Genomic DNA, 23,646 nt, shown 5'->3' on the forward strand with positions numbered 1-23,646 from the left:
GGCACGCTCGATCCCACGAAGTCGAGAACCCGTATCGCGACCGCGGCGGTCGGCAGAGCGGCGGCAGTGGTGCCGAGTCCCCAAACGAACGCGCGGCGCGTAATCCCAACGGGAATCCGAATGGGCTTTGCGAGCCGGAGGCGCTCGGAAAGGAAATCCAGTTTTTCGCTGTCTCCGCCCAAGAATCTCCCCTTGAGAGTCATGCAACGCCCTCTCGATGATCATTAGCCCAGAGAATTCGAGATCTCTTCATGTCAGGTGCCCGCCGAGGACTCGGAAAAAGCCACCCCTAATCCAGTCTTAAGTTCACGCGAACTGCGCGTGCCAGACTATGTCTCCGCCTTCCTTGGTTAGGAACTTGTAAAAGTTAGGCAGCCCGCTCAGAAACTTCCTCATCGTGGATTCGCTCGGATCCGCGACCGGCGCCATATCGAACGCATCCCCGGTGATGTGCCAAGACAAATGACGTTGCTTCGTAGCATCCCAGCCGGCGATGATCGCCTCGAGCCCCGCTGCAATCTCCGCCGCCGTCTGCGCCTCCGGATGCGCATCAACCCAGTCCTGTAGCTCGGTCCGTGTAGGCACATCTGTGTACGTCTTGGCGATCCACTGCCGGTCTTTCACGACGTGAGGTGCCATCGCCGCGGCCTGACGCGTCACCGTCCGACGTCCGCTGGTAAAGGTGACTTTGATCCCGTATTCATTAGCTATAGCGTCTACTGCCGCTTGCGCATGCGGTTGCAAATCGAGATCCACGGCGGCCTCTGCTAGCGCGCTATCTTCAGTGAAGGCCCTGGCGCCCCGGATTTCTGCACAGACATGGCAGAACGCCGGGTTCTTCAGGCGACGGGGCTTCAGATTGGCTTTGCGTTGGACTTCGCCAACGTCGTTCCCGAGGGGCCGAGACGTAGTTTTGGCGCGAAGGCCCTCGCTCCTCTTCCTCGCAGACTCTTTTGAACTGGGCTTGCTGGAATGCGCACTTTTGCTCTTGCGTCCAACTGACTTCTGCCTCTCCATGTGCCCCCCGTCGATTGATGGTTAGTTCAACTCACTCAGCAACACGGCCAAAATATCAACCCCTGACCCGATGGCGACGCCCATCCCCATCTGGACATACAAAGCAACGTACCTTCAGTGCTAAATTGACTTAGCGGCGTAGTGCACATTGTCGAGATCAACCGCTTTCCATGCACAGTTAAGGGTCTGAGCACGACCTGGCGATCCGCCTAACGAGCCCCAGTAAGCTGTAGGATATTTCGCTTGAGAAAGCGATCCGGCGACGACTACAGCAACGTGGCCATGCTCTGCAGGCGGTGTGTGCTTGGATGCCCTGAGGCCTACAAAAACTAGCATGCCTGCGTCGGCCAACATTTTTGCCTTGACACCGTCAGCGACCATCCGATACCTGTAATTTGGTCAACGATTGCGTCAGCGTTCCCCGTCAGAGGCACGGAGAATTGTGCGGCCACGGCCTTAGCAAACTTGTTGCAATCGTCCTTATTGAATTCGTAAACGCTCTCGCACGCATTAGTTACATCTCGCGGGGTTGTTCTTGCATCGGCAAAGGCGATCAAACCACGCCGCATCGGGCTAGGAGATATCCTCATATCGACCGTTTTGATTCCACCGCGTAGCATCTCTGCTACCTCGTGAAACAAAACGGATCCGCCAGCCATTAGGCCTCGTGCGTCCGCGAATAGGTCATACCGAAAACGTAGCCCGAGAAGCCAGCCTATGCGAATCCCGGCGGCGTGGCTGGATGATCCGAAGAATCCGAGCTCTGCGGGGCGCCACAAGGCGCCTACGTGGAGCAACATTGCGCGGTAACCGCCGCCGGATAGGCAGATCGCAATGCCCTCAACAGGACTCTCCCTCGCCTCCACAGGGCCCACCGGAGAAGGAAGCGTCGGCGCTACGCGCGGCACGACAAGCACTCCGTCGTCGCTCCAAGTCTCCTGAGATCGTTTTCTGACGATCGTTGCGCATCGTTCGCTTCCATACGTCTCCCCAAGACGTCGATGAAATGCTGTCTAGAGCATAGGCGCTCCTACGAGGCGGATCGTCTCACGGCAAATCGTACGAACAGCACGAACGAGCGCACCTCGCCCCCTGAGTAGCACTGCTTTCTTGGGCGACGCTGGCGTCCCCACTGAATCTCTAGACGCATTGCAGTGATACTGAGTAAGTTCTAACTTAGTTGCTAAGCAGACCAGCCCCACTGAGGACGCGAATCATGGTCAAGCAAAAAAGGCGCGCGAGCGACCGTACGTTTTTGGGGCCGTTGTCCACCCGCATTCGACACGCACGCCGGCTCGCTGAGCTGACGCAATCCGGACTCGCTAAGGCCGTGCATGTCGGCCCAAGCGCCGTTGCTCAGTGGGAATTGCCTAACGGAACGTCGCCGACGATCGATCATTTGAAAGAGATCGCCGTCCTTTCAGGTGTGGCCTTTGAGTGGCTGGCAACTGGGCGTGGTCCGGTTGCCCTCACTAACCACGAAGCACCGGCCGTCGATTCGACGTCTTTTGCGACGGATCAGGTCGAGGATCGCCTACTAGTGGCGTTTCGCAGAGTGCCGAGCCGTCGGCGAGTAACGTTCGTGCGCTGGATGGAAGACTTTTTTTAGCGGCATAGGACCTGCAAAGGCAAGGCTCAGGAAGCGGCTGAGAAAGAACTGGCTCCGTTTGTCTGTACAGCGAGCCCGGTTGGATAAGTGGATTCTCTGCGTGACCAGCCACCTTGGGCAGCGGCCGCGGTTGGTTGAAGTAGACCTGATCAGGCGTCTTGCGATCAAGGCCCGAATGCGGCCGACGGGTTAGAACGTGATGTATCGCCCGAGGGATGCCTTGGCGTGGGCGACAGAGTCGTAGGCACGCAGATAGACTTCTTCGTATTTGATGATTTCCACAGCCGCTCGACGAACACGTTGTCACGTCAGCAGCTTTTGCCATCCATGCTGATCGCGATGCCGTTGGCCTTGAGCAGACCGGTAAATGCTTCGCTGGTGAACTGGCGGTCTTGATCGGTGTTGAAGATGTCCGGTGGGCCGTAGCGCTGCAGGGCTTCCTCGACGGCAGAGCCGCGCACAAGCTATTGTTTTGCAGGCCCACGCCGTTTGGCAGCCTGATACTCGGTCTTTTCCTTCTCGTACGCCGCTCGCGCGTCCGGATTCGCCAAGACCGCTCGCTTCAGCGTCTTGTAGGAGCCGTCATCGCTGGATGGCAGCGCTTTTCTCGGCGCTACCTTCGTGCTTTTGGTTACTTTCGTTGCCATCATTCGCCTCCCATAGCGCAGGAGCAGCCCACCCGACAGTATTTCACTGCGCGCGAGCCGTTTCCGAGTCGCACGACGGCAGCGTCGCTGATGTTCATGTCAGATTGAAATGCAGTTCGCTGTAGTATTCGGTGGTGCCGATCGGGTTCCGCTGCAGTAGGTCACGCATTCGTTGCGGGATCATTTCGGCCACGCGTTTGGCTCGGTCATTTGCGGCATCGTTCAGCCTTGCCACTTCAACTCCACCCCGGAAATATTCGGGGGCGTGTCGATTGAACACGTTTTTGGCGTGCTCCGAGCTACCTCCGGCCGCGATCAGAATCGTGACCCCTTCGCCCGTAGCGAAGTAGTTGATGAACGCGATATGGCAATCGATGTTCGTTGACATTGCTCCTCTTCGCGAGTTTGAGCAGTAACAGTTCATCGTACGTCGCGATAGTCTCAACTGGCGAGACAAGTACGGACCAACCTCTTCGCTGGGTCATCAGGGCGGTCCGCGGAAGGGGTACTGGACTCGGTGGCCGAACAATGATTCCTTCGCTCGACTTGCTCATATTGGAAGTCCCGTGAAATCCCATGTACTCATGGCAACCTGCCCTTTGTGATTTGTAGCGGGGAACGAGACCATCTCGCAACTGTACTGAGGTGCGTCGCATGGAGCGAGACCGCCTATTTTCCGCCTGCCATCCCACATGCGTGGTCGAAGCGGCCGGACCCCACGGAGACCCCGGCGACCAGAATCCGGTTGCCGTCGAGCCGCGCCAAACGACGATGCTGACGCCCATGCGCTACCGTTTATGCGCGCGTCGGTCAGCCTGCCCAGCACCTCCGCGACGATGCATCCGGCACGCCTCGCGGGAACATTGAATTCGATGCGAGCAGCGGTGTCCCGCGATGTAGTACTCGGCCAAAATCTGGCAGCGCTGTCAAACGTACGGTCGTGCTTTGGGCGCCAACGTCGGCATCAAGGAATGCGTGCGCATCTACCGGGATTCCAGCATGGGCGAGCCTCAAGGTCGCAGCGGCAGCGGATGCCACTTCTTGATCGCTGCATCGTCGAACGGAAGCATGCCAGCGCCGAAAAATTCGTGGTCTTCGATGGCCGGACGACTGGACTTCAATGGAACGCATCCCGTCGAATCGCATCGCGACGTGCTATTGACAGGCCACTGGGCGAACTACAAGATTGGCCCGCGCGTTGCTGACGCCGGGCTGGGACCCCGTCAAGTCCCCTTCCCTAACCGGCAATACGCCGGGTCGCCGAGATCGGCGATATCCAAATCGGGTGTCGTCATGCCCGGACGCAACGACCTTTTTTGCGTCTTCCCGGTTTTCTAAAATCCTGGCCGACCGGCGACCGATGCGTCCCACGCGACTGCGTTGCGTGCCGGACTGCCCCTCTGCCTCTCGGGCACAACTACTTCTTTCTTTGGCTCCGCCCATCATCCGATGGCGGCAGCCCATTCCCCACTGCACGCGCGACTGTCAGGGCGGATCGCGACTCGAGTGCCCGATCACGCGCGCGATTCGCGTGCACTGCAAGAGCATCCGCCCTTCAATGCTTATGTTGGAGGTTCGCCATGTCCACTCAAAAACAGACGATCGTATTCACGTTTGCGGAAAGAAAAATCGACGGAGATACAGGCTCATTGAATCGCAATGAGCTGCAGCGATTGGGTCATGCTGCAAAGGTAGCAAGCACCCTCCTGGATTCGTTCGAGAGCTTCGATCTTGCACCGCAACTGTCTCACCAGGCCATCGTTGTGGAGTTGCCGGATTCATCATGTATCGACCTTCAGGCGATTCTGGAGACGACAAAGATCGAGCTGATTTCCAATGCCAACTGCCATTCGCCGCGGAAACTGGCGCGGGCGGTTTCATCTGTTCAGACCATCCCATTCCTTCACGCAGCGGCTACCGCTCATGCGACTGGCGGCCTCAAGATGGAGCTCGCATCGGACGCCGGCTCGTCACCATTCTTCCCGCCACCACTTCCAGCATTTACAGAGCCAAAGGACCGGTCTTCCGATAGACTCAAGGCGACATTCGAGATTGTGGGAGTGTGCCGCGACGAAGACGCTACTCATCTTGTCGTCATTGCGGGGAGGCGCTTCCTGTCGCTGCCGGCAGAATACGACGTTCAAATGACGCAGTTGCAGGACGCAGTTTTTGGCCGACAAGCGTGGTATGAGGGGGTCATCGAGCGCAAAAGCTCCAATGGCTGGACCGCAATGCCCGGTGGTCGGTTGGTCATACAAGAAGCTGATCCGCGCACGAACCAATCCTAGGCTCTCGATCAAATCAGGCAGCACCTGCCTGAGAACATTCGATAGCTTTCGAGTAGATCCAGATGATGGCCAATACCCACCGAAACGCTGCGCCATGCCCCTTGCCCGACTGGCGCTGCTCGCGAATCCGAAGCACAGAAACATCTTCCGCATCGACGACCTCGAGGCCAACACGCGTCGTGTCGACCAGATGCTCTGCTGCAGAGCGCTCTCGCGGGCTGCAAAGGCGCATCAACACACCTGACTCATGAAGCCGTCGCAATTGTCCTTGGCGCGCCCAAGTCTCGGCGACGAGGGACAAGTCTTCGCCGGGCTGGCTCTTCAGCAGATCAAACAAGGCTTCCGTTCCCGCCATGGCACGCGGCGGCGCCATCACCGCCCTTGGATGACGCAGACCATCGAGCAGCCACGGCGATTGGCCGGATAGAAGTAGCAATTCGCTCGCGGCTCTGTCGAGCGCCCTCGCCTGTGCATCCGTCAAGCCGGAGCACGCAGATGCTTCCTGTCGGTTGCGCTTCCGGCTCATCCCGCGCGCATAGCTGGCGATATGGTGCGGCATCAAACGCTCTCGCGAACGCAACGCTGGCGCTACCGTGAGGGCTTCTTGATGTGACGGCGCGAAAGGCACGCGCATCCGCTCGAGCACGACAGGAACTTTCCCGTCACGCAGGTCGGGCGCCCTCGACCATGCCATATCCAGCGGGGGCGGCGACAACCCCGTCACAGCCAGGATCTCCGATCTCGGGGTTTCCCGTACGTCTGCGAGATGCGCGTGGAGGACAGCGGCAGGGTCATTGATGTAGTGCAGCAGCGGAATCGCTATGTCCGCGTGGCCGCAAGCGCACAACACGTCGCGCACGTCGCGCGCGAAGGGCCGTGGCATCTGCATTAGCGCGCGATGCCGCTTGGTGACGCGATTCTTGCGGAGCCAGTAGGTCGACGCATCCGACTGCCCGCTGGCCCATTTGAGCAACTCGTCGATTCGACGAGTCAGCATATCGAGGGCAAGACGACGGCGATGACCGGGCGCTCGCGCAAACAAGGGTGTTCCGAGCCCTTGCGCGTCCTCTCGCTCCCGCTCGACGCATTGCCTGACCCACTCTCGATGCTTGCGCCACAGAGCACCTGTCAACGGAACATAGCCTACCGCGGTGACCGTCTTTGCTTCGCCATAGTCCCCAGTTGTCCGCACATGGACGAAATCCCGCCCCTCCGCCAATAGATGTACATCGGCGTGCACGAGGCCGTAGGCGGAACCTGGGCGGATGCCGCTGGATTCCAGCACCAGGAAGAGGAGCAACCGACGTTCGCAGATGCGCCTGGCTTCCGGACTCGCTTCCGAGTCGTGGACTTCCGAGTCGAGGTCGTCACGCAACTGGCGGACAACCAGTGCAATCTCGGCCTCGGTCAGCAGGCCCGATCGAGCCGAGGTCGTGCGCGCACCCGCCAGTGCTTCGTGATCTGCCAGCTCGACGTCAGGAATGCCGTACGCGCGAATCAGGTAGTGGTGGAAACGCCGAAGCTCCTCGAACGTGTGCGGGCGCGCCTGCGGCGGCTTGCCCGCGATGACTGTCAGGTAGATGCGCGATATCGCTTCGGCATCGAGTTCGAGCAACAGCTGGCCGTCCAGGGTATCGAGCAACGCGCCCGAAAAGCGCGTGATCTCGCGATGCAATGACGCGTGTGCAAGCTTGCCGCCCGCTTCGCTTCCACGGAGCAAGTGATCCAGCGAGTAGTTGACGAGTACGCCGAGATTCGATCGCGTCCCGACTTTCTCCCGCAATTGGCGGAGTTCATGCGCAAGCGCCTTGCGCCAGTTCCGCTTCCCATCCGAAGCTTCCGCATCTTGGGCAGCGGCCTTCTCTGCCCGCATCTTGCGAAACACATGCGGATTGAGGAGCGCGGTCAAGCGCCGGTAGTCTTCACGCGCGCATCGCGCTGACTGGACGTTCCCGTCGCCCGATGGGCTTTCTTCAATGCGTGGAACGGCAGACTGCACTGCGCCCTTTACGTCGCCGATGCCGGTGCGAGCAGGCCATCGATCCTCGAACGCGACGCAGCGCTCGCGACTTGCGGTGGCGGTGAGTCCACCCCGTCGCAGGATTGAGCGTTCGATACCGGAAAGTTCGACGGCTGCGGCAGCCCAGAACACGTCTGCCAGGGCGTCCGCCGCCAGAACCCCTTGTGACCATTGGAATCCGCACGGCAGATTGAATCCGATCCATTCGCCCAGTTGCTGGGGACCCGGTGCCCGCGCGGTCGTCGTGCCAATAGAGCGCTTCGACAGCAGGAGTGCGGGTATTCCGCCCACGGCGATGGATGCGCCACCGTGTTCGGTGTTCCCGGGTAGCCGTATGAGGCCATGGCCGCCGTGACCTCGCAAAAGATTGGAGACGTCGCCGACCGCCTCCGTCGCACCAGAAATCGTCCGATATGGCGAGTACGCCAGCATGGCCACGATCGCGAGGTAAGCCTGGTCGCGTACCTTCTGCTGTCGGGCACGCGCCAGAAAGACCTCTCGCATAGCGTCTGCCTGTCGCACCGCCAGTCCCAGTCCCACGGGAAACGGCGATGGCTCCGCCTTGAGACGAAGATAGGGTCTCGAAGGAATCGGACCCTCCACGATGCCGCGATCCCTGGCCGAGCGGATCAATCTGTAAAGAAGCAGGCGTGTCACGGCCGATTCGATCACACGGGTGGCGGCATCACCCTGCTGTGCTATCCGGTCACAGATCAGCGCATGGTGATTCTGCGTGAACTGGACCACCACCCTGCGAGAGGGCGGGCTGGACGTGGCCAGTTCCAGACGCCTTCTGTCTGCGTCGATCCGCAGCGCGGGGATGAGTTCCTCGATGGCGGCGGCGACTCGTGGAAGAACGACTTTCTCGACCTCGCGGCCGAGCTCGCGAAGCCGCTCCGCTAGCTCGCGCACGTCCTCGTCATGCTGTTTCCGCGCTTGCGCAAAGACGGCCTTCCAGTCCTTCAGCGGCGGCATCGGCACCCGCTCCCAGCCCCAGCCAAGCCGTTGCGATGAACCGTACCAACCCTGCTCCTTCACGAGGTCGTCCAGAATCGGGCCGAGCAGAGCGCCCAGTGTCTTGGGTGACAACGGCGAGAGGTCCGCCGTCGCGTGTGCATTGGACACCACCCATCCCAACTGTGCATGACGCAGTTCGGGATCGACCTCGCGTTGCTGAAGGTACTGATTCAAATAGTGTCGATAGAAATTGGGGACCGGCTGGAGCGTTTCCGGCATGGATGCTCGAAGCTGCGCAGCATCCATGATCGATATTTCGCCGCCGGGCAATGGCGCGCTGAACAAGGTGGCCTGTCCGCGAAGTACGTCATAAGCCAGACGACCCGCCGCACTTTCCGGAGCGCATTCGGCGATCCCCGCGAGTCGATCCAGGTAGCTGCGCAGGTCCGCCAACCATCGACGCCCTGTCGCAGCAATGCGCGTGGACCGTCGCACATCGACCTGCTTGTCCTGCAGGATGATGAGCCCACAGGAGGGAATCACGTCGTAGAGGCGAATTTTCCCCAACCCGTCCTCGGGACGGTGACCGGTCACTGAACACAAGGCCGCAGCAAGGCGAATCCGGTGCGCGCGCCACTGCGCTTCCCGGCCCTCATGCGCGACGGCCCGCTTGGCCTTGTTTTGGCAGGCCGCCCACATCTGTGCCGCGGAATCAGTCAAGACGAGCCTCGAACCGACGAGACACTCCCGACCCGACAAGAGCGTCGGCACTTCACCAAACCAGCGTCGCTGAATCGTCGCCACATGCTCGGCCAGCTCCGACTCCGGCACCGCCGTGTAGTAGGCCGGCGCAGCCGTCATTGTGAAGGTGTCTCCAAGCGCCAACTGCGCCACTTCCGGTCCGAACCGGCGCGCGATATCCGCTGCCATCGCGAACCGGATGGGGAGGTAACCACTCATCACCGCCGGCTGGAGTTCAGCAATCAGGTCCCTCAGTCGATACGGCATTCCGCACGGATCCGCGAGGCCCGCGAACACCGGAACCCCGGACACGGCTCCCGATGGCATTGCCAATTCCACCAGTTTCCGATGGACGGAGTCCGGGAGCGGCCACGCGATGTATTCGGTGACGGGCTTGAGACATTCACGAAGTTCAGTGGGTGGATCAACGGCATTGGGCGGACGTCGCAGTGGGCGATACAGGACAGGGAGGTCTATGGCCACCACATAGTACGAAGCGTCTGGCTCCGCTCCCCAGCGGAGGAATGGAAGATCGATCTCGCGCAGTCCACCGGCAATCGCAACGGCCAGCGCCAGAAAACGCTCGGCCTGATCGGACGCTGCTTCCTCCAGATGACGTGTCGCCCGCCCCAATGACCGCTCGCACAACGCTGCTATCAACTCTGTCGGCATCCAGGCATCCGGCGAGGAAAGGACGTCGCCGTCGCTTTGCCGGATCAGCTGGGTTGCGAGAGCACGCGCGGCACGGACGGGCGAAGGCCGATCCCACGTCCCGTCATCAAGGGAGCACACCAGCTCAACGGTGAGATCGACTTCAAGGTCTGGCGCGGCGCTTATGGGCAAACGCGGCGCCTGGATGTCCTGAACCAGATCAGGCGACTCGTGCCCCTCCGCTACGGCCTGTCCACGCAATGTCCACCGAATGAGCGTGTCCCTGAGCCAACCAGTCCAACTTTGAACCAGTTGGACGGACATTCCCGATTCCGTGGAAACTTTCCGCATGACGCCTACGAAATCAGACACCGAGGTCACACCAGAAAGCAGCAGCGGCCATCCCGCTGAGGCCTCCATCCCACCACGGATCGCCGAGCAGAGCCTGGAAATCTGACTGCGGCTTGCTCCGCCTCGCTCGAGAGCCGCACTTACCGCCACGGCGAGCAGCAACCACAATCCGTCTCGGCGGTGTTCACCAAACGACAGAATTGTCGCCGCAACGGGGTGCTTGATGTGACTTCCTGATGGCCGTCGAACGGACGATGCGATCGCTGCGTATTCGCGCAGGATTCGGGCATTCCTTGCCAGGTACTCGAACAACGGGGCCAGGACGTGTCGATCCTGCGGCAGGATGCACCGCTCCAGCTCCAGCAACGCACGGCTCAGATCAGGAGCCCAGGACGCAGGCACCGGCGCGCCATCAAGGTAAAAGAAACAATCGGACCGAGAGGTGGCGCCATCCATTGGCCGCGAGCTTAGTGCTGGGGTCACGGACAGCGCAAGTCATGTGACAGCAACCTAACGACCTCAATTGACTTTGTTAGCTATTCGACCGCTGGCAGCACTAGATTGGGCGCTACGACTGTTAGTTAATTTATATGTGATCTATCTTATTGATTTGATGTATAAATTCTACTATATTCTGAATGCCATTAACGAATTATCTTCACCGTAAGTAGGTACTTCTGTGTTTATTGATGTAGTTCAGCCGCTACGCCCTCATAATGGGTCGGTGGTTCGAGTCCACCCATAGCCACCATCTCATTCTTGCAACGAACTTCCTCGTTTCAAGCAATTGCGCGCCGCGAGCCATTTCAATCGTGTGCGCTGTCGGTCGCCCGTCCGATGCCCGTGCCCGATTTGTACCCGTTCGTGCCCAAATCCGGTGCGCGAATTGCCCCGATGCGCGATAAATCTAACCCAGCGTAGAAGCGCGCGGCACGGTGAGTGCCGCGCGCTTCTCCATCAATCGATGCGCGGCCGCGAACGCCAGGTCAACCCGAGCATACCGAGGCTGAGCAGAAGCAGAGCCCACAGAGAATTGACCGGCGTCGGCTCCGGCGGCGTCCCGGGAACGGTCACGGTGACGACCACGGTCGACACGCAGGGCGGAGGTGTATTGCCCGGTGCGCACAAGCCACGACCCGAGGGTGTCACGCCTGCCGTGTTCGTGATCGTCGGCGGCGGGTTGGCACTCATTGTCGCCGTCACGGTGTAGGTGACCCTGCCACCTACGGGAAACGTCGCGATCGTTTCGCTGATCGCCCCGCTGCCCGATGCATTCGGACACACCGCTCCGCCCGCCGCCGCGCAGGTCCAGGTGTAGCCTGTGATGCCCATCGGGATAGGATCACTGACCACCGTGTTTGGCGCGGCCACGGTGCCCGTGTTGCTCGCGGTCACCGTGTAGACGATTGTGCCGCCCGGCGTCGGCGTCGTCGTGTTCGCGGTCTTGGCGATACTCACCTGCGGGATCGGTGGCACCGTTACGGTGCTCGTACACGGAGGACTCGTGTTGCCCGGTGCACACACGCCGCCGGGCGGCGTTGCGCTTGCCGTGTTCGTCACCGTCGCCGGCGGGTTCGCACTCACGGTTGCGGTGACGGTATAGGTCACTGTGCTGCTGGCCGGGAACGTGGCGATGGTTTCGTTCAGCGCACCGCCGCCGCTCGCGTTCGGACATGCCGCTCCGCCGGTCGCCGCGCAGGTCCAGGTATAGCCCGTGATGCCGGTCGGGATCGGATCGTTCACCACCGTATTCGGAGCGGCGACGCTGCCCGTGTTGCGCGCGGTGACCGTGTAGACGATCGTGCCACCCGGCGCCAGCGTCGTGGTGTTGGACGTCTTCGTGACACTCACTTGAGGAGTCGGCGGCACGATCACCGTGCTCGAGCATGGCGGCGGCGTGTTGCTCGGCTCGCATAGGCCCGTCGGGGGAGTGATGCTCGCGGTGTTGCTCACCGTCGCGGGCGGGTTCGCACTCACCGTGGCTGTCACGGTATAGGTCACCGTACTGCCGGCCGGGAAGGTTGCGATCGTTTCATTCAACGCGCCACTGCCCGAAGCGTTGGGACACATCGCTCCGCCCGTCGCTGCGCAGGTCCAGGCGTAACCCGTAATGCCCGTCGGAATCGGGTCGCTCACCGTGGTGTTCGGAGCGGCCACGCTGCCTGTGTTGCGTGCCGTCACCGTGTAGACGATGGTGCCACCCGGCGTCAGCGTCGTTGTGTTCGCCGTTTTCGTCACGCTCACCTGCGGGACCGGCGGGATGATCACGATGCTCGTGCATGGCGGACTCGTATTCCCGGGTGTGCACACACCACCCGACGGCGGCGTCATCGTCGCTGTGTTCGTCACCTGTGCCGGCGGATTCGCGCTCACCGTCGCGGTCAATGTATAGGTGACCGTGCTGCCCGCGGGGAACGTCGCGATCGTTTCGTTGAGCGCGCCACTACCCGAGGCGTTCGGACACACTGCTCCGCCCGTCGCCGCGCAGGTCCAGGTGTAGCCCGTGATGCCAGCCGGAATCGGGTCGCTCACCGTGGTGTTCGGATCAGCCACACTGCCTGTGTTGTGCGCGACGATGGTGTAGGTGATCGTCCCACCCGGCGTCAGCGTCGTGGTATTCGCGGTCTTGACCACGCTCACCTGCGGGACCGGCGGAATGACCACGATGCTCGTGCACGGCGGACTGGTGTTGCCCGGCGTGCACAGGCCACCCGACGGCGGTGTCATCGTCGCCGTGTTCGTCACCTGCGCGGGTGGGTTCGCGCTGACGGTCGCAGTCAGCGTATAGGTCACCGTACTACCCGCGGGGAACGTCGCGATGGTTTCATTCAGCGCACCGCTGCCCGAGACGTTCGGACACACGGCGCCGCCGCTCGCCGCGCAGGTCCAGGCGTAACCCGTGATGCCAGCCGGAATCGGGTCGCTCACCACCGTGTTCGGAGCGGCCACGCTGCCCGTGTTGCGCGCGGTGACCGTGTAGACAATCGTGCCGCCCGGTGTCAGCGTCGTCGTGTTCGCCGTCTTCGTCACGCTCACCTGCGGGACCGGCGGAATGGTCACGATGCTGGTGCACGGCGGACTCGTGTTTCCGGGGGTGCACACGCCGCCCGACGGCGGGGTCATCGTCGCCGTGTTCGTCACCTGTGCGGGCGGGTTCGTGCTCACCGTCGCCGTGATGGTGTAGGTCGCCGTGCTGCCCGCCGGGAACGTCGCGATGGTTTCATTCAGCGCGCCACTGCCCGAGGCATTGGGACACACCGCTCCGCCCGTTGCAGAACAGGTCCAGGCGTAACCGGTGATGCCCGTCGGAATCGGGTCGCTCACCGTGGTGTTCGGAGCGGCCACACTGCCTGTGTTGCGCGCCGTTACCGTGTAGACGATCGTCCCACCCGGCGTCAGCGTGGTCGTGTTCGCCGTTTTCGTCACGCTCACCTGCGGGACCGGCGGAATGACCACGATGCTCGTGCACGGCGGACTCGTATTGCCCGGCGTGCACACGCCGCCCGACGGCGGGGTCATCGTCGCCGTGTTCGTCACCTGTGCGGGCGGGTTCGTGCTCACCGTCGCCGTGATGGTGTAGGTCACCGTGCTGCCCGCCGGGAACGTCGCGATGGTTTCATTCAGCGCGCCACTGCCCGAGGCATTGGGACACACCGCTCCGCCCGTTGCAGAACAGGTCCAGGCGTAACCGGTGATGCCCGTCGGAATCGGGTCGCTCACCGTGGTGTTCGGAGCGGCCACACTGCCTGTGTTGCGCGCCGTTACCGTGTAGACGATCGTCCCACCCGGCGTCAGCGTCGTGGTATTCGCCGTCTTCGTCACGCTCACCTGCGGGACCGGCGGAATGACCACGATGCTCGTGCACGGCGGGCTCGTGTTCCCCGGCGTGCACACACCACCCGACGGTGGCGTCATCGTCGCCGTATTCGTCACCTGTGCCGGCGGGTTCGCGCTGACCGTCGCGGTCAACGTGTACGTGACCGAACTGCCTGCCGGGAACGTAACGACCGTCTCGTTGAGCGCGCCGCTGCCCGACGCGTTCGGACATACCGCTCCACCACTCGCGGTACAGGTCCACGCCATCCCTGTGATGCCTGTCGGAATCGGATCGCTCACCGTGGTGTTCGGCGCGTTCACCGAACCGGTATTACTCGCGACGATGGTGTAGATGATCGTCCCGCTCGGCGTCAGCGTCGTGGTATTCGCCGTCTTCGTCACGCTCACCTGCGGGACCGGCGGAATGACCACGATGCTCGTGCACGGCGGACTGGTGTTCCCGGGTGTGCACACACCCGACGGCGGCGTCATCGTCGCCGTGTTGGTCACGTGCGCCGGTGGGTTCGCGCTGACCGTCGCGGTCAACGTATAGGTGACCGAGCTGCCGGCAGGGAACGTAACGACCGACTCGTTGAGCGCGCCGCTGCCGCTCGCGTTTGGACACACGGCACCGCCATTCGCGGCACAGGTCCATGTCATGCCGGTGATGCCAGCCGGGATCGGGTCGGACACGGTCGTGTTCGGCGCGCTGACCGAACCGGTGTTGCTCGCGACGATGGTGTAGATGATCGTCCCACTCGGCGTCAGCGTCGTGGTGTTCGCGGTCTTGACCACGCTCACCTGCGGGACCGGCGGAATGACCACGATGCTCGTGCACGGCGGACTGGTGTTCCCGGGTGTGCACACACCACCCGACGGCGGCGTCATCGTCGCCGTGTTGGTCACGTGCGCCGGTGGGTTCGCGCTGACCGTCGCGGTCAACGTATACGTGACCGAACTGCCGGTCGGGAACGTAACGACCGTCTCGTTGAGTGCGCCGCTGCCGCTCGCGTTGGGACACACGGCACCGCCATTCGCGGCACAGGTCCATGTCATGCCGGTGATGCCAGCCGGGATCGGGTCGGACACGGTCGTGTTCGGCGCGCTGACCGAACCGGTGTTGCTCGCGACGATGGTGTAGATGATCGTCCCACTCGGCGTCAGCGTCGTGGTGTTCGCGGTCTTGACCACGCTCACCTGCGGGACCGGAGGAATGACCATGATGCTCGTGCACGGTGGACTCGTGTTGCTCGGCGCGCACACACCGCCCGGTGGTGTCGCGCTTGCCGTATTGGTCACGTGAGCAGGCGGGCTCGCGCTGACCGTGGCGGTGATCGTATAGGTCGCTACGCCCCCAGCCGGGAACGTCGCGATCGTGTCATTGATCGCACCGGTACCGCTGGCCGCACACGTTGCCCCGCCGCTGCCGACGCATGTCCACGTTGCACTGGCTATGCCGGTCGGCAATGGGTCGGATACCGGCGTGTTGTTCGCCGGAACCAAACCGGTGTTACTCACCGTTACCGTGTAGTGAATCGTGCCGCCGGGCGACAGGATCGTCGTGTCCGCCGTCTTGGCGATGCTGACTTTGGGCTGCGGACAGAGCGCGCTGGGCCTGACCTGTGCATCGAATCCCTCAGCCGGCAGGCCGCTCTTGATCTGCACGATGATCGTATTGAGGCCGCTCTGCCAATTGTGATTGAGCGTCGTCGCTGCAGCATTGGCTGCCTGGAATCCCGCGTAGAAGTACGGATTCTGCGATGGAGGCGCCTGTGGAAGACCTGTTGTCTGCGAACTCTGCGCGATGCCGTTGACGTAGACCTCGGCGACGCTGTTGTCCGCCAGAAAGTTGACGCTCAGCGCAACGTTCGCCGGATCCACGGCCGGATCCAGCGTGAACTGGTAGCGGTAGTACCAATCCCCGGTCGGGCTGGTCGGATTCGCGATCGTCTGCTGCGAAATCCACTGCGCGTTGCCATACGGGCTCGGTACCCATGCACCCGGCGCCAGGTTACCCACATTGGCGGGCGCGAAGCTGGCGTTCGCCGGAGGCAACGAGACAACTGTCACCGGCGTGGTCGGACCAAATGGCCCGGCAACTTGCCAATGCGCATCCTTCGAGTTGTCCGGCAACACGCCCCCCGTTGCGGCGTTGTACCCGGTATTGAAGATGTTCGAACTGGAAGTGCAGGTAACCGGCGGCCCCGGAGAATTCGTGACCTTGCAGGTGTAGGCGTCGGTGGACGAGACCGTCATGGTCCACGCCCCGACGCCACCGCCTACCGTGACCGGCGTACCCGTCGTCGTGTCGGTACATGCGATCGTCGGAACATAGTCGCTGATGGTGCTCGTAGAACCTGCCGCCATCGCGTCGGTAATCGTGTACGTCGAGCCCTGCGTCACCGGCCAACTGGTCGTTGTCGCGCTGGTCCCGGTGCCGCTGGTCGACGCCGACGTCAGCAGCGTCCCGCCGCTGTCTTTCAGACCGACGGTGAACTGATCAGGTGTCGCTATCCGGCCCGCTACCAGTTTTTGGACGGTGATCGTCGGCTGCGCCACGACCACGCCGGCGATATCGCTCGGGGTCAACGTGGGCCCGGTCGGAGGCGACACCGACGCAGTTGCCGTGTTCACTGTCGTCCCGACGGCTGCCGCCGTCATCGAGCACTGCTGAGTTTGCGACGCGGCGGCGGCAAGCGTTGCGATGGTGACATTGCACGACGGCACCAAGGCGTCGGTGACGACCGTGTTCGTCAGCGTTCCGGGACCCAGGTTGGTGACGACGATCTTGTACGGAATCGTGTCACCGACCGCGTAGCGCTGATAGTCCGACGGCGTGTTCGCGTCGTGCCAATCGGCCGGATTGGCTGGGTTGCCTCCCTTCGCCAGCACGTACTTCGTGATGCCCAAGGCGTAACACGTACCGATCGTGGTCGTCGCCGAAGACAGCATCGGCAGCGCCGTGTGGCCGGTGATGGTGTCGGCGGAATTGACCAGCTTCTGGCCGGGCTTGTTGTCCGTCGCGGACGGCATCGTGCAGCTCGTCCCGGCGGGGGTGGTGAACGCGATTCGGATCGTCTGTGCCGCACCTGGCGCCAACGCCGGGCCGATCACGCGGATCGCCGTCGGATGCGCCACGGCCGTCGTGGACCAGCCCACCGTGTTGCCGGCGATCGAACCGGGAGTCCCGCCGTTCGACGCGGCACGCGGATCATTGCTCAGACTCGCGATCGGAGCGCTCGAGTAGTAGACCGTCGAACCAGCAGGCGCCGTCACGCCGGTGATCGTATAAGCGCCGCTGATGTTCGTGCCGCGTCCGTCTGCAACGTTGGGCAGGATGTCGATCGTGTCGGTGTATGGATTGGAGATCGGATCGAATGAATTGATCGTCAGATCCCACGCGGACGAGTCGCCGTAGAAGGACAACAGATTCGACTCCACCGACTTCGTCAAGGTAGTCGCAGACGAGCCGGGAACGGTCACCGTCGCGGATGCCTGCCTTCCGGCTGTCGTAGCGGGACGTTGATCGCCGGTTACGTTGATTTGAACCGTATTGGTCAAGCTCGAACCGGGCGCCACTGTGCTATTGGCCGGCGTCTGCGCCTGGTAGGTGATGGTCTGAAACACGTTCGCCGGGACATTCGTGAACGTCCAGGTGATCGTCTGGCCGACGACCGACGATGGGACAGGCGATGCCGAACCGGGAACGTACGTCATTCCCGCAGGTAGCGTGTCGACCACTGAAAAAGCGGCGGGCGGCGGATTGGTGGCGCTGTTTTGTGCTTCAGCCTGAATCGTGTACGTCACGGGAACACCCGGCCGCGCCGTGGTGTCCGACGCCGCCTTGGTCACCAAGCCCTGCGGGCCTTGCAACCGGAATGCGTCACGAATGCCGTTCATGTTCGGGCCGTATGTGCTGCCCGGAAGATTGGTACCGCCCGGAGCGGTGCTGATGTTTACGTAGCCGTTGAGGTTCGGATAAGCAGGCCAGGGATTCGCTCCGGGGAAATTGAACGTTCCCGCCGTCCAACCCTCCCCTGAGGTCGGCGAGGTCGGCGATATGTAGCCGAATGCGCGAAGGAAGGTCTCTCCTGATCCGGCGGGAGCACGGTCGACGGCCGGATTCCATGTCATCTTGACGGCCGTCACGCCTGGCGGCAGCGCAATCAGGCTGTCACCCGCAATTCGCGGGTCTTTCAGAGTAGTCCCCGCCGGCGGCGTAACCTCCGTCCACATGGGCCCGGGTGAAGGCTCGCCGCAGGTCTCGGTCTTCGTGTTGAGGGCAGCGGTCGTATAGAAGTATCGCGCGGTCGAATAGTTCACATATCCGGTGCTGTCGAAACCGCCACCATCCATCGACGTAACGATGAAGTTCGCGTTTTGGCTCATCGTGCAGACACCGGCCATCTGCGCACCACCCGGTCCGCCGTACATCTGCCAGGCCAGGCTGTTGGCCTGCATGTACAGCGGCAGGATCAGCGGTGGCGTTCCGGCCGCAATGGCAGCGTAGTAGTCGGCGATCGTGTTGATGCCCGGAGTCGGAAGCGGCACGCCTTGACTGGTTCCGGGACTCACCCAGAGATTCGCATCCCAGGGCGAACGTGAATACGTGGGTGTACCCAGCCACACGTCAGAGAAAACACCTGGCGGAGTAAGGGTCGCGGTCGATGTATTGTCGCCGGGCACATCGGCGACGACTGTGCCGTCCGCGAACGTGAACGGGCCGGCACCGGTCGCGTCGAACGTGAAAGTCGTGAGCGCTGCAACGGTTGACGGGATACTGAACTCGATCGTGCCCGACGCGATGTATGCGCCGGTGCCCGGCAACGCGCCACCCAGGCTATCCTTCGTTGGCGTGTTCACCAGCGTGTAGTTCAGGTTGGACACGGTTACGGTGTAGTTCGCACCTGCTCCTGCAATCGCGCATGTAGGGAAGTTCGTTCTGTCCGTCTGCGCAGGATCCGAGAATGGCTGCTCACTGGACGCAGACGCCGTAGAAACAGGCACGCACCCTTCCCATTGCAAGCCCGCCATCTCGGCCGGCACCGACGCGCTGACATTCACCGGAAAGCTGTAGGTGGAAGGGCCCGGACGCGAGCCTGCAGACAAGATGAGCGAAAAGTTCATCAATAGGAATGTGCGGACACCGCCTGTACGACTTGTCGCAGGTCCTCCTTGATACCCTGCCCCCGGTGCAAAACTGAGCGACAGATCCATGCCGTGCGTGTAGGTGATCGGCAACGAAGGGCCCGGGCTCGCCGGGCCTGCGGGAGCCGTCGCGGAGTCCGAGGTCACCGTACCGGACACCGACAAGTTGCCGCCGTTCTGGCCCGACACGCGGACCGGCGCCTGCACGACCGTCGCCGTACCTTCGTTGATCGTGCCGAGATTGCAGACAAGGGTCGAACCATTCGGCGAGATCGACGAAACGGGAGTGACACCCGTCGTCTTGCACACGGCGGGAATGCTCGCGAATACTGCGTTGGTTGCCGTCAACGTGAGGCGCACATTGTTGACGGGATCGTTGGCCTCGGGGTCGTTGGCGTCATTGGTGTTGATATGCCATTCACTGATGACCGCGCTGCCGAACGGAGCGGCAGCGGGGTTGCCCACCCAGTTCGCAGAGATTTCGTGCTTCGCCGTCGTCACCGCCGATGCGCTCAACGGGCTCACGAGCGCCGCAACGAGTGCCATCGCCATCATGGCCCGAATGGATCGCACACCCCAGGACCGGCGCTCCTTGGAAGCACGCGGAAGCGAAGCTTGCCCGTCCGGGTTACGAATGTCCGACATAAGCTCTGACATGACGACGATTCCCTGTGATGTGCGGAATTCGCGACTTGAGTTGGCGCGAACGGAGTTGAAGAGCGGGTGCTGACGTCGCGCTTTCCGCAGGAAAAGCATGGCGAGCCGATGCCGAGTGCGCTCGAAGACGAGGTTTTTTTCGGAGGGAGCCCTTTGAATCGGAAACGCTTGCGTGCCGCAGGCCGGGAGAAAAGCTGCGCAGCGAAAGCGATCGAACCGCATATCCACGGCAGCGCGAACGACATGCGGTGGATTGGAAAGAGAATGCGATGTCCCAGGCTCGGGGCGAGCGGGAAGTCCGCGCACGGAAGCAGGCATCCGCGCGTCTACGCTGCGTGACCCGCGATGCGATCCTGCAAGGTTCGCAACGCTCACCGTTGCCGCTGCCGGAAGCGACTCCTCGCCCGAAGCGACTCCCTTCAGTTTGCTCACCGCGCAGCCCCTATGCTGATGCGAATGTTTGAGCGAACAAGCTCCGTTCGTGGCTTCGCGATGATTGCGCCCCAACAATCACCTCTACTCCTCCCGAGCTGGCAAGCGCCACAGCCCGGTGCCGTCCGACGTCCCTATTCCTTCGGTCGATTGCCGAGGCGAGATCGCAACGACGCCGCCGCAGCGCTTCCTCCGACTCGATGGATCACCGAGCTCCGCGTACGAAGTCTTCCAGCCGTCCAAGAATCCCAAATCATTTATGGCACACCTGGCGCGGGACATGTATGAAATTTCACATGAAAACATGTTTAATTTTGTATCATGTTCATCATGTAACAATTTGTATAGTTGTTGCATCGCAAGCCGATGACCCGCTGCCTACCCTCGACCAGGGGTTGGCGGCTACGGCACGTTCCTGGCAAGGATTGTTTGAACTGGAGTGGCCGTCTTCGCTTCCGTGGCCTGTTCGTCAAGCGTGTGCCGACCTTCTTTCTGGTCTGCCTGACGACGCTTGCCGCATCGTTTCGCTGGACGTGTACTTCTCCGGCGTGTGTTTCGAGCACGACACGCGCAGGTTGCTCGGAATGCTCGATCCGCGGTCATTGGGCGAGCTCTCGAGCGCCGATGGCATCGACGGTCCCAATCGTTGCCGAGTGCTTGCCGATCGGCTGTTCCGACACGTCATCGAACTGGGAACATCCCGAGTCGCCGATTTCGGCGCGATGGTGTCCTGCTTCTATATGGGCCGGCTGCTGGTCGAGATCGCCGACGGCGAGCGCATCGTGTGCACGAACGCCTTTCTACCGACGCCTCTCCTCGGGAAAGCTCTTGCAGACGCGGCCCGATCGGCTGTTCCGGAGACCTTCGTGCGGCAAGACGCGAGTGGGCGCTCGTCACCCGGGTGGACCTGCAATCGCAGCGCGGCGCGCACGCGCTGATCGGGCTTCATATCCAGCCCGATTGGGGCACCGGCAGCGTCGTCGGTTAGACCTCTTCCGCACACTGGCCTTCGTCGGGGCGCCGGGCATCAGCGTCACCGTCGCCATCGTCCGGTTGCGACGGGAATGCCGGACGGATTTTCACGGGTTCAATGCGATTCGATACCGCCGCCATCAGCCGACAGCGTGCGGGCAGCCGGCTATTCGCGCACCGCGTCCGCAGCGTCGTAGTAGCGCCAATGCCTCTCGCCGAGTTGCACGTCCTTGCCGACCACGCGCGCGGCATAGGTCGGGCGCGCCGTATCACGCTCATGGCAATCGGGGTCGGTCGGATAGCACACGATCAGGCCGGTCGCGCGCTGCTTCGCGTCGATCCGGAAGTCGCGCACCTGGTAGCGTGCCGCGTCGACGCCGCCATCGATCGTCAACGCCTCCAGCAACGGACGGCCATCGGCCTGCGGGAGCGGAATGTCGAGGATCGCGGCGACGGTCGGCGCCAGATCGACGTTGCCGCTCGGCAGCGGATCGCGGAAGCCGCGCCTGAAATGCGGGCCGGCGGCGATGAAGGTGTTGTGCACGTCGCGCGGTCCCAGCGTGCCGTGCGAGCCACGGTTCGATGACATGCTGGCATATTCGATGCCGGCCACGCCGTGGATGCGCGCGTCAGCGTCGTAGCGATAGCTGAAGATCAGATCCGGCGCGCGCGAGTCACCGCTGTCGATGCGCACCGTCGACATCGGCAGGGTGCCGGCGATGTCGCCGTAGCGCTGCGCGACGAAGATCGCGCCGACTTCGGATCGTCCTTGCAGGAAACGCACGAGCTTGGCCAGCGTGGCCTGGTCGTGCGCCGGCAAATACACCAGTTCGTTGCCGCCATTGGTCGCGACGATCACGCTGTTGCGCGTCAGCGTCGTACTGGTCTTCAACGGCGGCACCGCCGTCGTGTAGCTGGCGCCGGTCTTGCCGCAGACGAGGCCGCTGTCATCGACCTGGGTCGGATACACGCGGGTGCCGTCGATGCGGATGCCGGACAGCGACGGCGACAGCATGCAGCCCTTGTCGTCGTAGGCGTCGAGGCCGATGTCCGCGCGCCGGATCAGGTCGGCAAGACGCACCTCGCCGGACACCGAGTAGCCGCCTTCGCGATCGATGTGGCCGGGCGCGCCGCCGCTGATCGCGCGCGGCGGGAACAGCGCGAGCGGACCACTGACGCTGCTGTGGCCATGATCGGAAACGACGATCAGGTCGGTGCTGGCCGCGAGGCCGAGCGTGCGCAGCCGATCGCGCAATTCGCCGAGCCGCGCGTCCTGCGCGCGCAGCGCGTCACGATAGTTGGCCGAACCGGGCCCGTACTGGTGCTCGGTACTGTCGGGATCGCGGAACCAGATCACGCTGAGCGCCGGTTTCTGTTCCGGCAGCACATGATCGAGATACGCGCGCAGCATGTAGCGGTTGGCATCCTTGTTGGTCGACCCGGCGCGGTCGGTCGGATCGGATGCCGCATCTTCCTTCAATCGCGTCACCGCGCCGGCGCCGGTCGGATCGCCGTTATCGTCTTCGAGCACGAGTGGCGGCTGGCCGTACGCAAGCGTGGTGTGCAGCGGCAACGGCTGCTTCGCATCACGCAGGCGCTCGGCCAGCGCGCGTGGCCAGACGAGATTCTCGTCGAGGATGGCGCCGCCGCGATGATGATCCTGCAGATAAGCCGGCCCGGATTTGCCGATCGTCGCCGTGACGAGGTGCCGACGATGCGCCGCCTCGAACAGCGTCTCGACCTTGAACAGGCGTCCCTCATGACGGCGGTCGACCGCATCGAGCACGCCGTAGTCCTCGACGAACACCGGCCGCTCGAAGGGAATCGGCTCGCCGTCGGCGTCGTCGCCGCGTGCATCCGGCAGGTAGATCGAATTGCCATAGAAGCCCGTCGTTCCCGGATAGGCGCCGGTCGCGAAGCTGGCTGCGTTGATCATCGTGACGGTCGGGAACGTCGAGTGGTTCGCGGCGAAATCGACGCCCTCCGCGCGCAGCCGATCGAGGTTCGGCGTGTCGGTCGGATTGATCGATGATGGCCGCAGCCCGTCCCATACCATCACGATCACGTGCCGGGCGGATGCCGGCGCCGGATGCGCCGCTTCTGCCGCGATCGCCGCGTTGCCACGGGCAGCCAGCAGCTGCGCCGCCAGCGCGGCGGTCAGCAGGAACGCAGCGCCGGCGCGGCGCAGGCGCGAAGTGGCGGGAACGGATGTCGATTGCATCGTCATGGCTCGGTCGGACGGGGTGTCTGCCACAGTGTGGGCAGCCGAATATTGCAGCAGAACGAAAGGCGCTGGATGGGTGGCTCGTGAAGACACCACGGACACCCCGGGCGGCCGGG

Annotated in this window: 9 protein-coding genes and 1 pseudogene; 4 read left to right on the plus strand and 6 right to left on the minus strand. The window is 62.7% G+C overall.

Annotation, left to right across the window (positions count from 1 at the left end):
• Positions 1 to 306: 306 nt before the first annotated feature.
• Positions 307 to 756, minus strand: a complete 450-nt coding sequence (locus tag ABD002_RS19035; protein ID WP_343794090.1) for a hypothetical protein — start codon at positions 754 to 756, stop codon at positions 307 to 309.
• A 1,477-nt stretch (positions 757 to 2,233) separates the two neighbouring features.
• Here ABD002_RS19035 and ABD002_RS19040 point away from each other — a divergent pair.
• A complete protein-coding gene (locus tag ABD002_RS19040) occupies positions 2,234 to 2,626 on the plus strand; it encodes a helix-turn-helix transcriptional regulator (protein ID WP_343794092.1) in 393 nt (130 codons plus the stop codon).
• 118 nt (positions 2,627 to 2,744) lie between these two features.
• Here ABD002_RS19040 and ABD002_RS19045 read toward each other — a convergent pair.
• Together ABD002_RS19045 and ABD002_RS19050 are read right to left on the minus strand one after the other, a co-directional pair.
• Positions 2,745 to 3,075: pseudogene (locus ABD002_RS19045) on the minus strand (transposase); the annotation flags it as partial.
• A 292-nt stretch (positions 3,076 to 3,367) separates the two neighbouring features.
• A complete protein-coding gene (locus ABD002_RS19050; RefSeq protein ID WP_343794095.1) occupies positions 3,368 to 3,661 on the minus strand; it encodes a hypothetical protein in 294 nt (97 codons plus the stop codon).
• A gap of 557 nt (positions 3,662 to 4,218) precedes the next feature.
• Here ABD002_RS19050 and ABD002_RS19055 point away from each other — a divergent pair.
• Both ABD002_RS19055 and ABD002_RS19060 read left to right on the plus strand, forming a co-directional pair.
• A complete protein-coding gene (locus ABD002_RS19055; RefSeq protein ID WP_343794097.1) occupies positions 4,219 to 4,611 on the plus strand; it encodes a hypothetical protein in 393 nt (130 codons plus the stop codon).
• A gap of 242 nt (positions 4,612 to 4,853) precedes the next feature.
• Positions 4,854 to 5,561, plus strand: coding sequence for a hypothetical protein (locus ABD002_RS19060; protein ID WP_343794099.1), 708 nt, complete (start codon positions 4,854 to 4,856; stop codon positions 5,559 to 5,561).
• A gap of 13 nt (positions 5,562 to 5,574) precedes the next feature.
• Here the strand turns inward: ABD002_RS19060 and ABD002_RS19065 are convergent, their stop codons facing one another.
• Positions 5,575 to 10,737 carry a hypothetical protein gene (locus tag ABD002_RS19065; protein WP_343794101.1) on the minus strand — a complete coding sequence of 1,721 codons (5,163 nt, stop codon included), beginning with the start codon at positions 10,735 to 10,737 and terminating at the stop codon, positions 5,575 to 5,577.
• A gap of 501 nt (positions 10,738 to 11,238) precedes the next feature.
• The gene (locus ABD002_RS19070) at positions 11,239 to 19,791 is read right to left on the minus strand and encodes a DUF7507 domain-containing protein (protein WP_343794103.1); all 8,553 of its coding nucleotides are present in this window, start codon (positions 19,789 to 19,791) and stop codon (positions 11,239 to 11,241) included.
• An 827-nt stretch (positions 19,792 to 20,618) separates the two neighbouring features.
• Between ABD002_RS19070 and ABD002_RS19075 the strand changes: the two genes are divergently transcribed.
• Positions 20,619 to 21,272: a hypothetical protein gene (locus tag ABD002_RS19075; RefSeq protein WP_343794105.1), complete on the plus strand. Its 654-nt coding sequence runs from the start codon at positions 20,619 to 20,621 to the stop codon at positions 21,270 to 21,272.
• A gap of 200 nt (positions 21,273 to 21,472) precedes the next feature.
• Here the strand turns inward: ABD002_RS19075 and ABD002_RS19080 are convergent, their stop codons facing one another.
• Positions 21,473 to 23,527, minus strand: a complete 2,055-nt coding sequence (locus tag ABD002_RS19080) for an alkaline phosphatase family protein (protein WP_343794107.1) — start codon at positions 23,525 to 23,527, stop codon at positions 21,473 to 21,475.
• Between the last annotated feature and the right edge of the window lie 119 nt (positions 23,528 to 23,646).

Origin of the sequence: Dokdonella soli (genome assembly GCF_039523175.1) — a bacterium.
Classification (GTDB): domain Bacteria; phylum Pseudomonadota; class Gammaproteobacteria; order Xanthomonadales; family Rhodanobacteraceae; genus Dokdonella_A; species Dokdonella_A soli.

Excerpts from the sequence above, each read along its gene's own strand:
- ABD002_RS19075 (WP_343794105.1), top strand. The coding sequence starts at position 20,619 with ATGAAATTTCACATGAAAACATGTTTAATTTTGTATCATGTTCATCAT.
- ABD002_RS19065 (WP_343794101.1), bottom strand. The coding sequence starts at position 10,737 with ATGGATGGCGCCACCTCTCGGTCCGATTGTTTCTTTTACCTTGATGGC.
- ABD002_RS19040 (WP_343794092.1), top strand. The coding sequence starts at position 2,234 with ATGGTCAAGCAAAAAAGGCGCGCGAGCGACCGTACGTTTTTGGGGCCG.
- ABD002_RS19070 (WP_343794103.1), bottom strand. The coding sequence starts at position 19,791 with ATGGCACTCGTTGCGGCGCTCGTGAGCCCGTTGAGCGCATCGGCGGTG.
- ABD002_RS19060 (WP_343794099.1), top strand. The coding sequence starts at position 4,854 with ATGTCCACTCAAAAACAGACGATCGTATTCACGTTTGCGGAAAGAAAA.
- ABD002_RS19080 (WP_343794107.1), bottom strand. The coding sequence starts at position 23,527 with ATGCAATCGACATCCGTTCCCGCCACTTCGCGCCTGCGCCGCGCCGGC.
- ABD002_RS19050 (WP_343794095.1), bottom strand. The coding sequence starts at position 3,661 with ATGTCAACGAACATCGATTGCCATATCGCGTTCATCAACTACTTCGCT.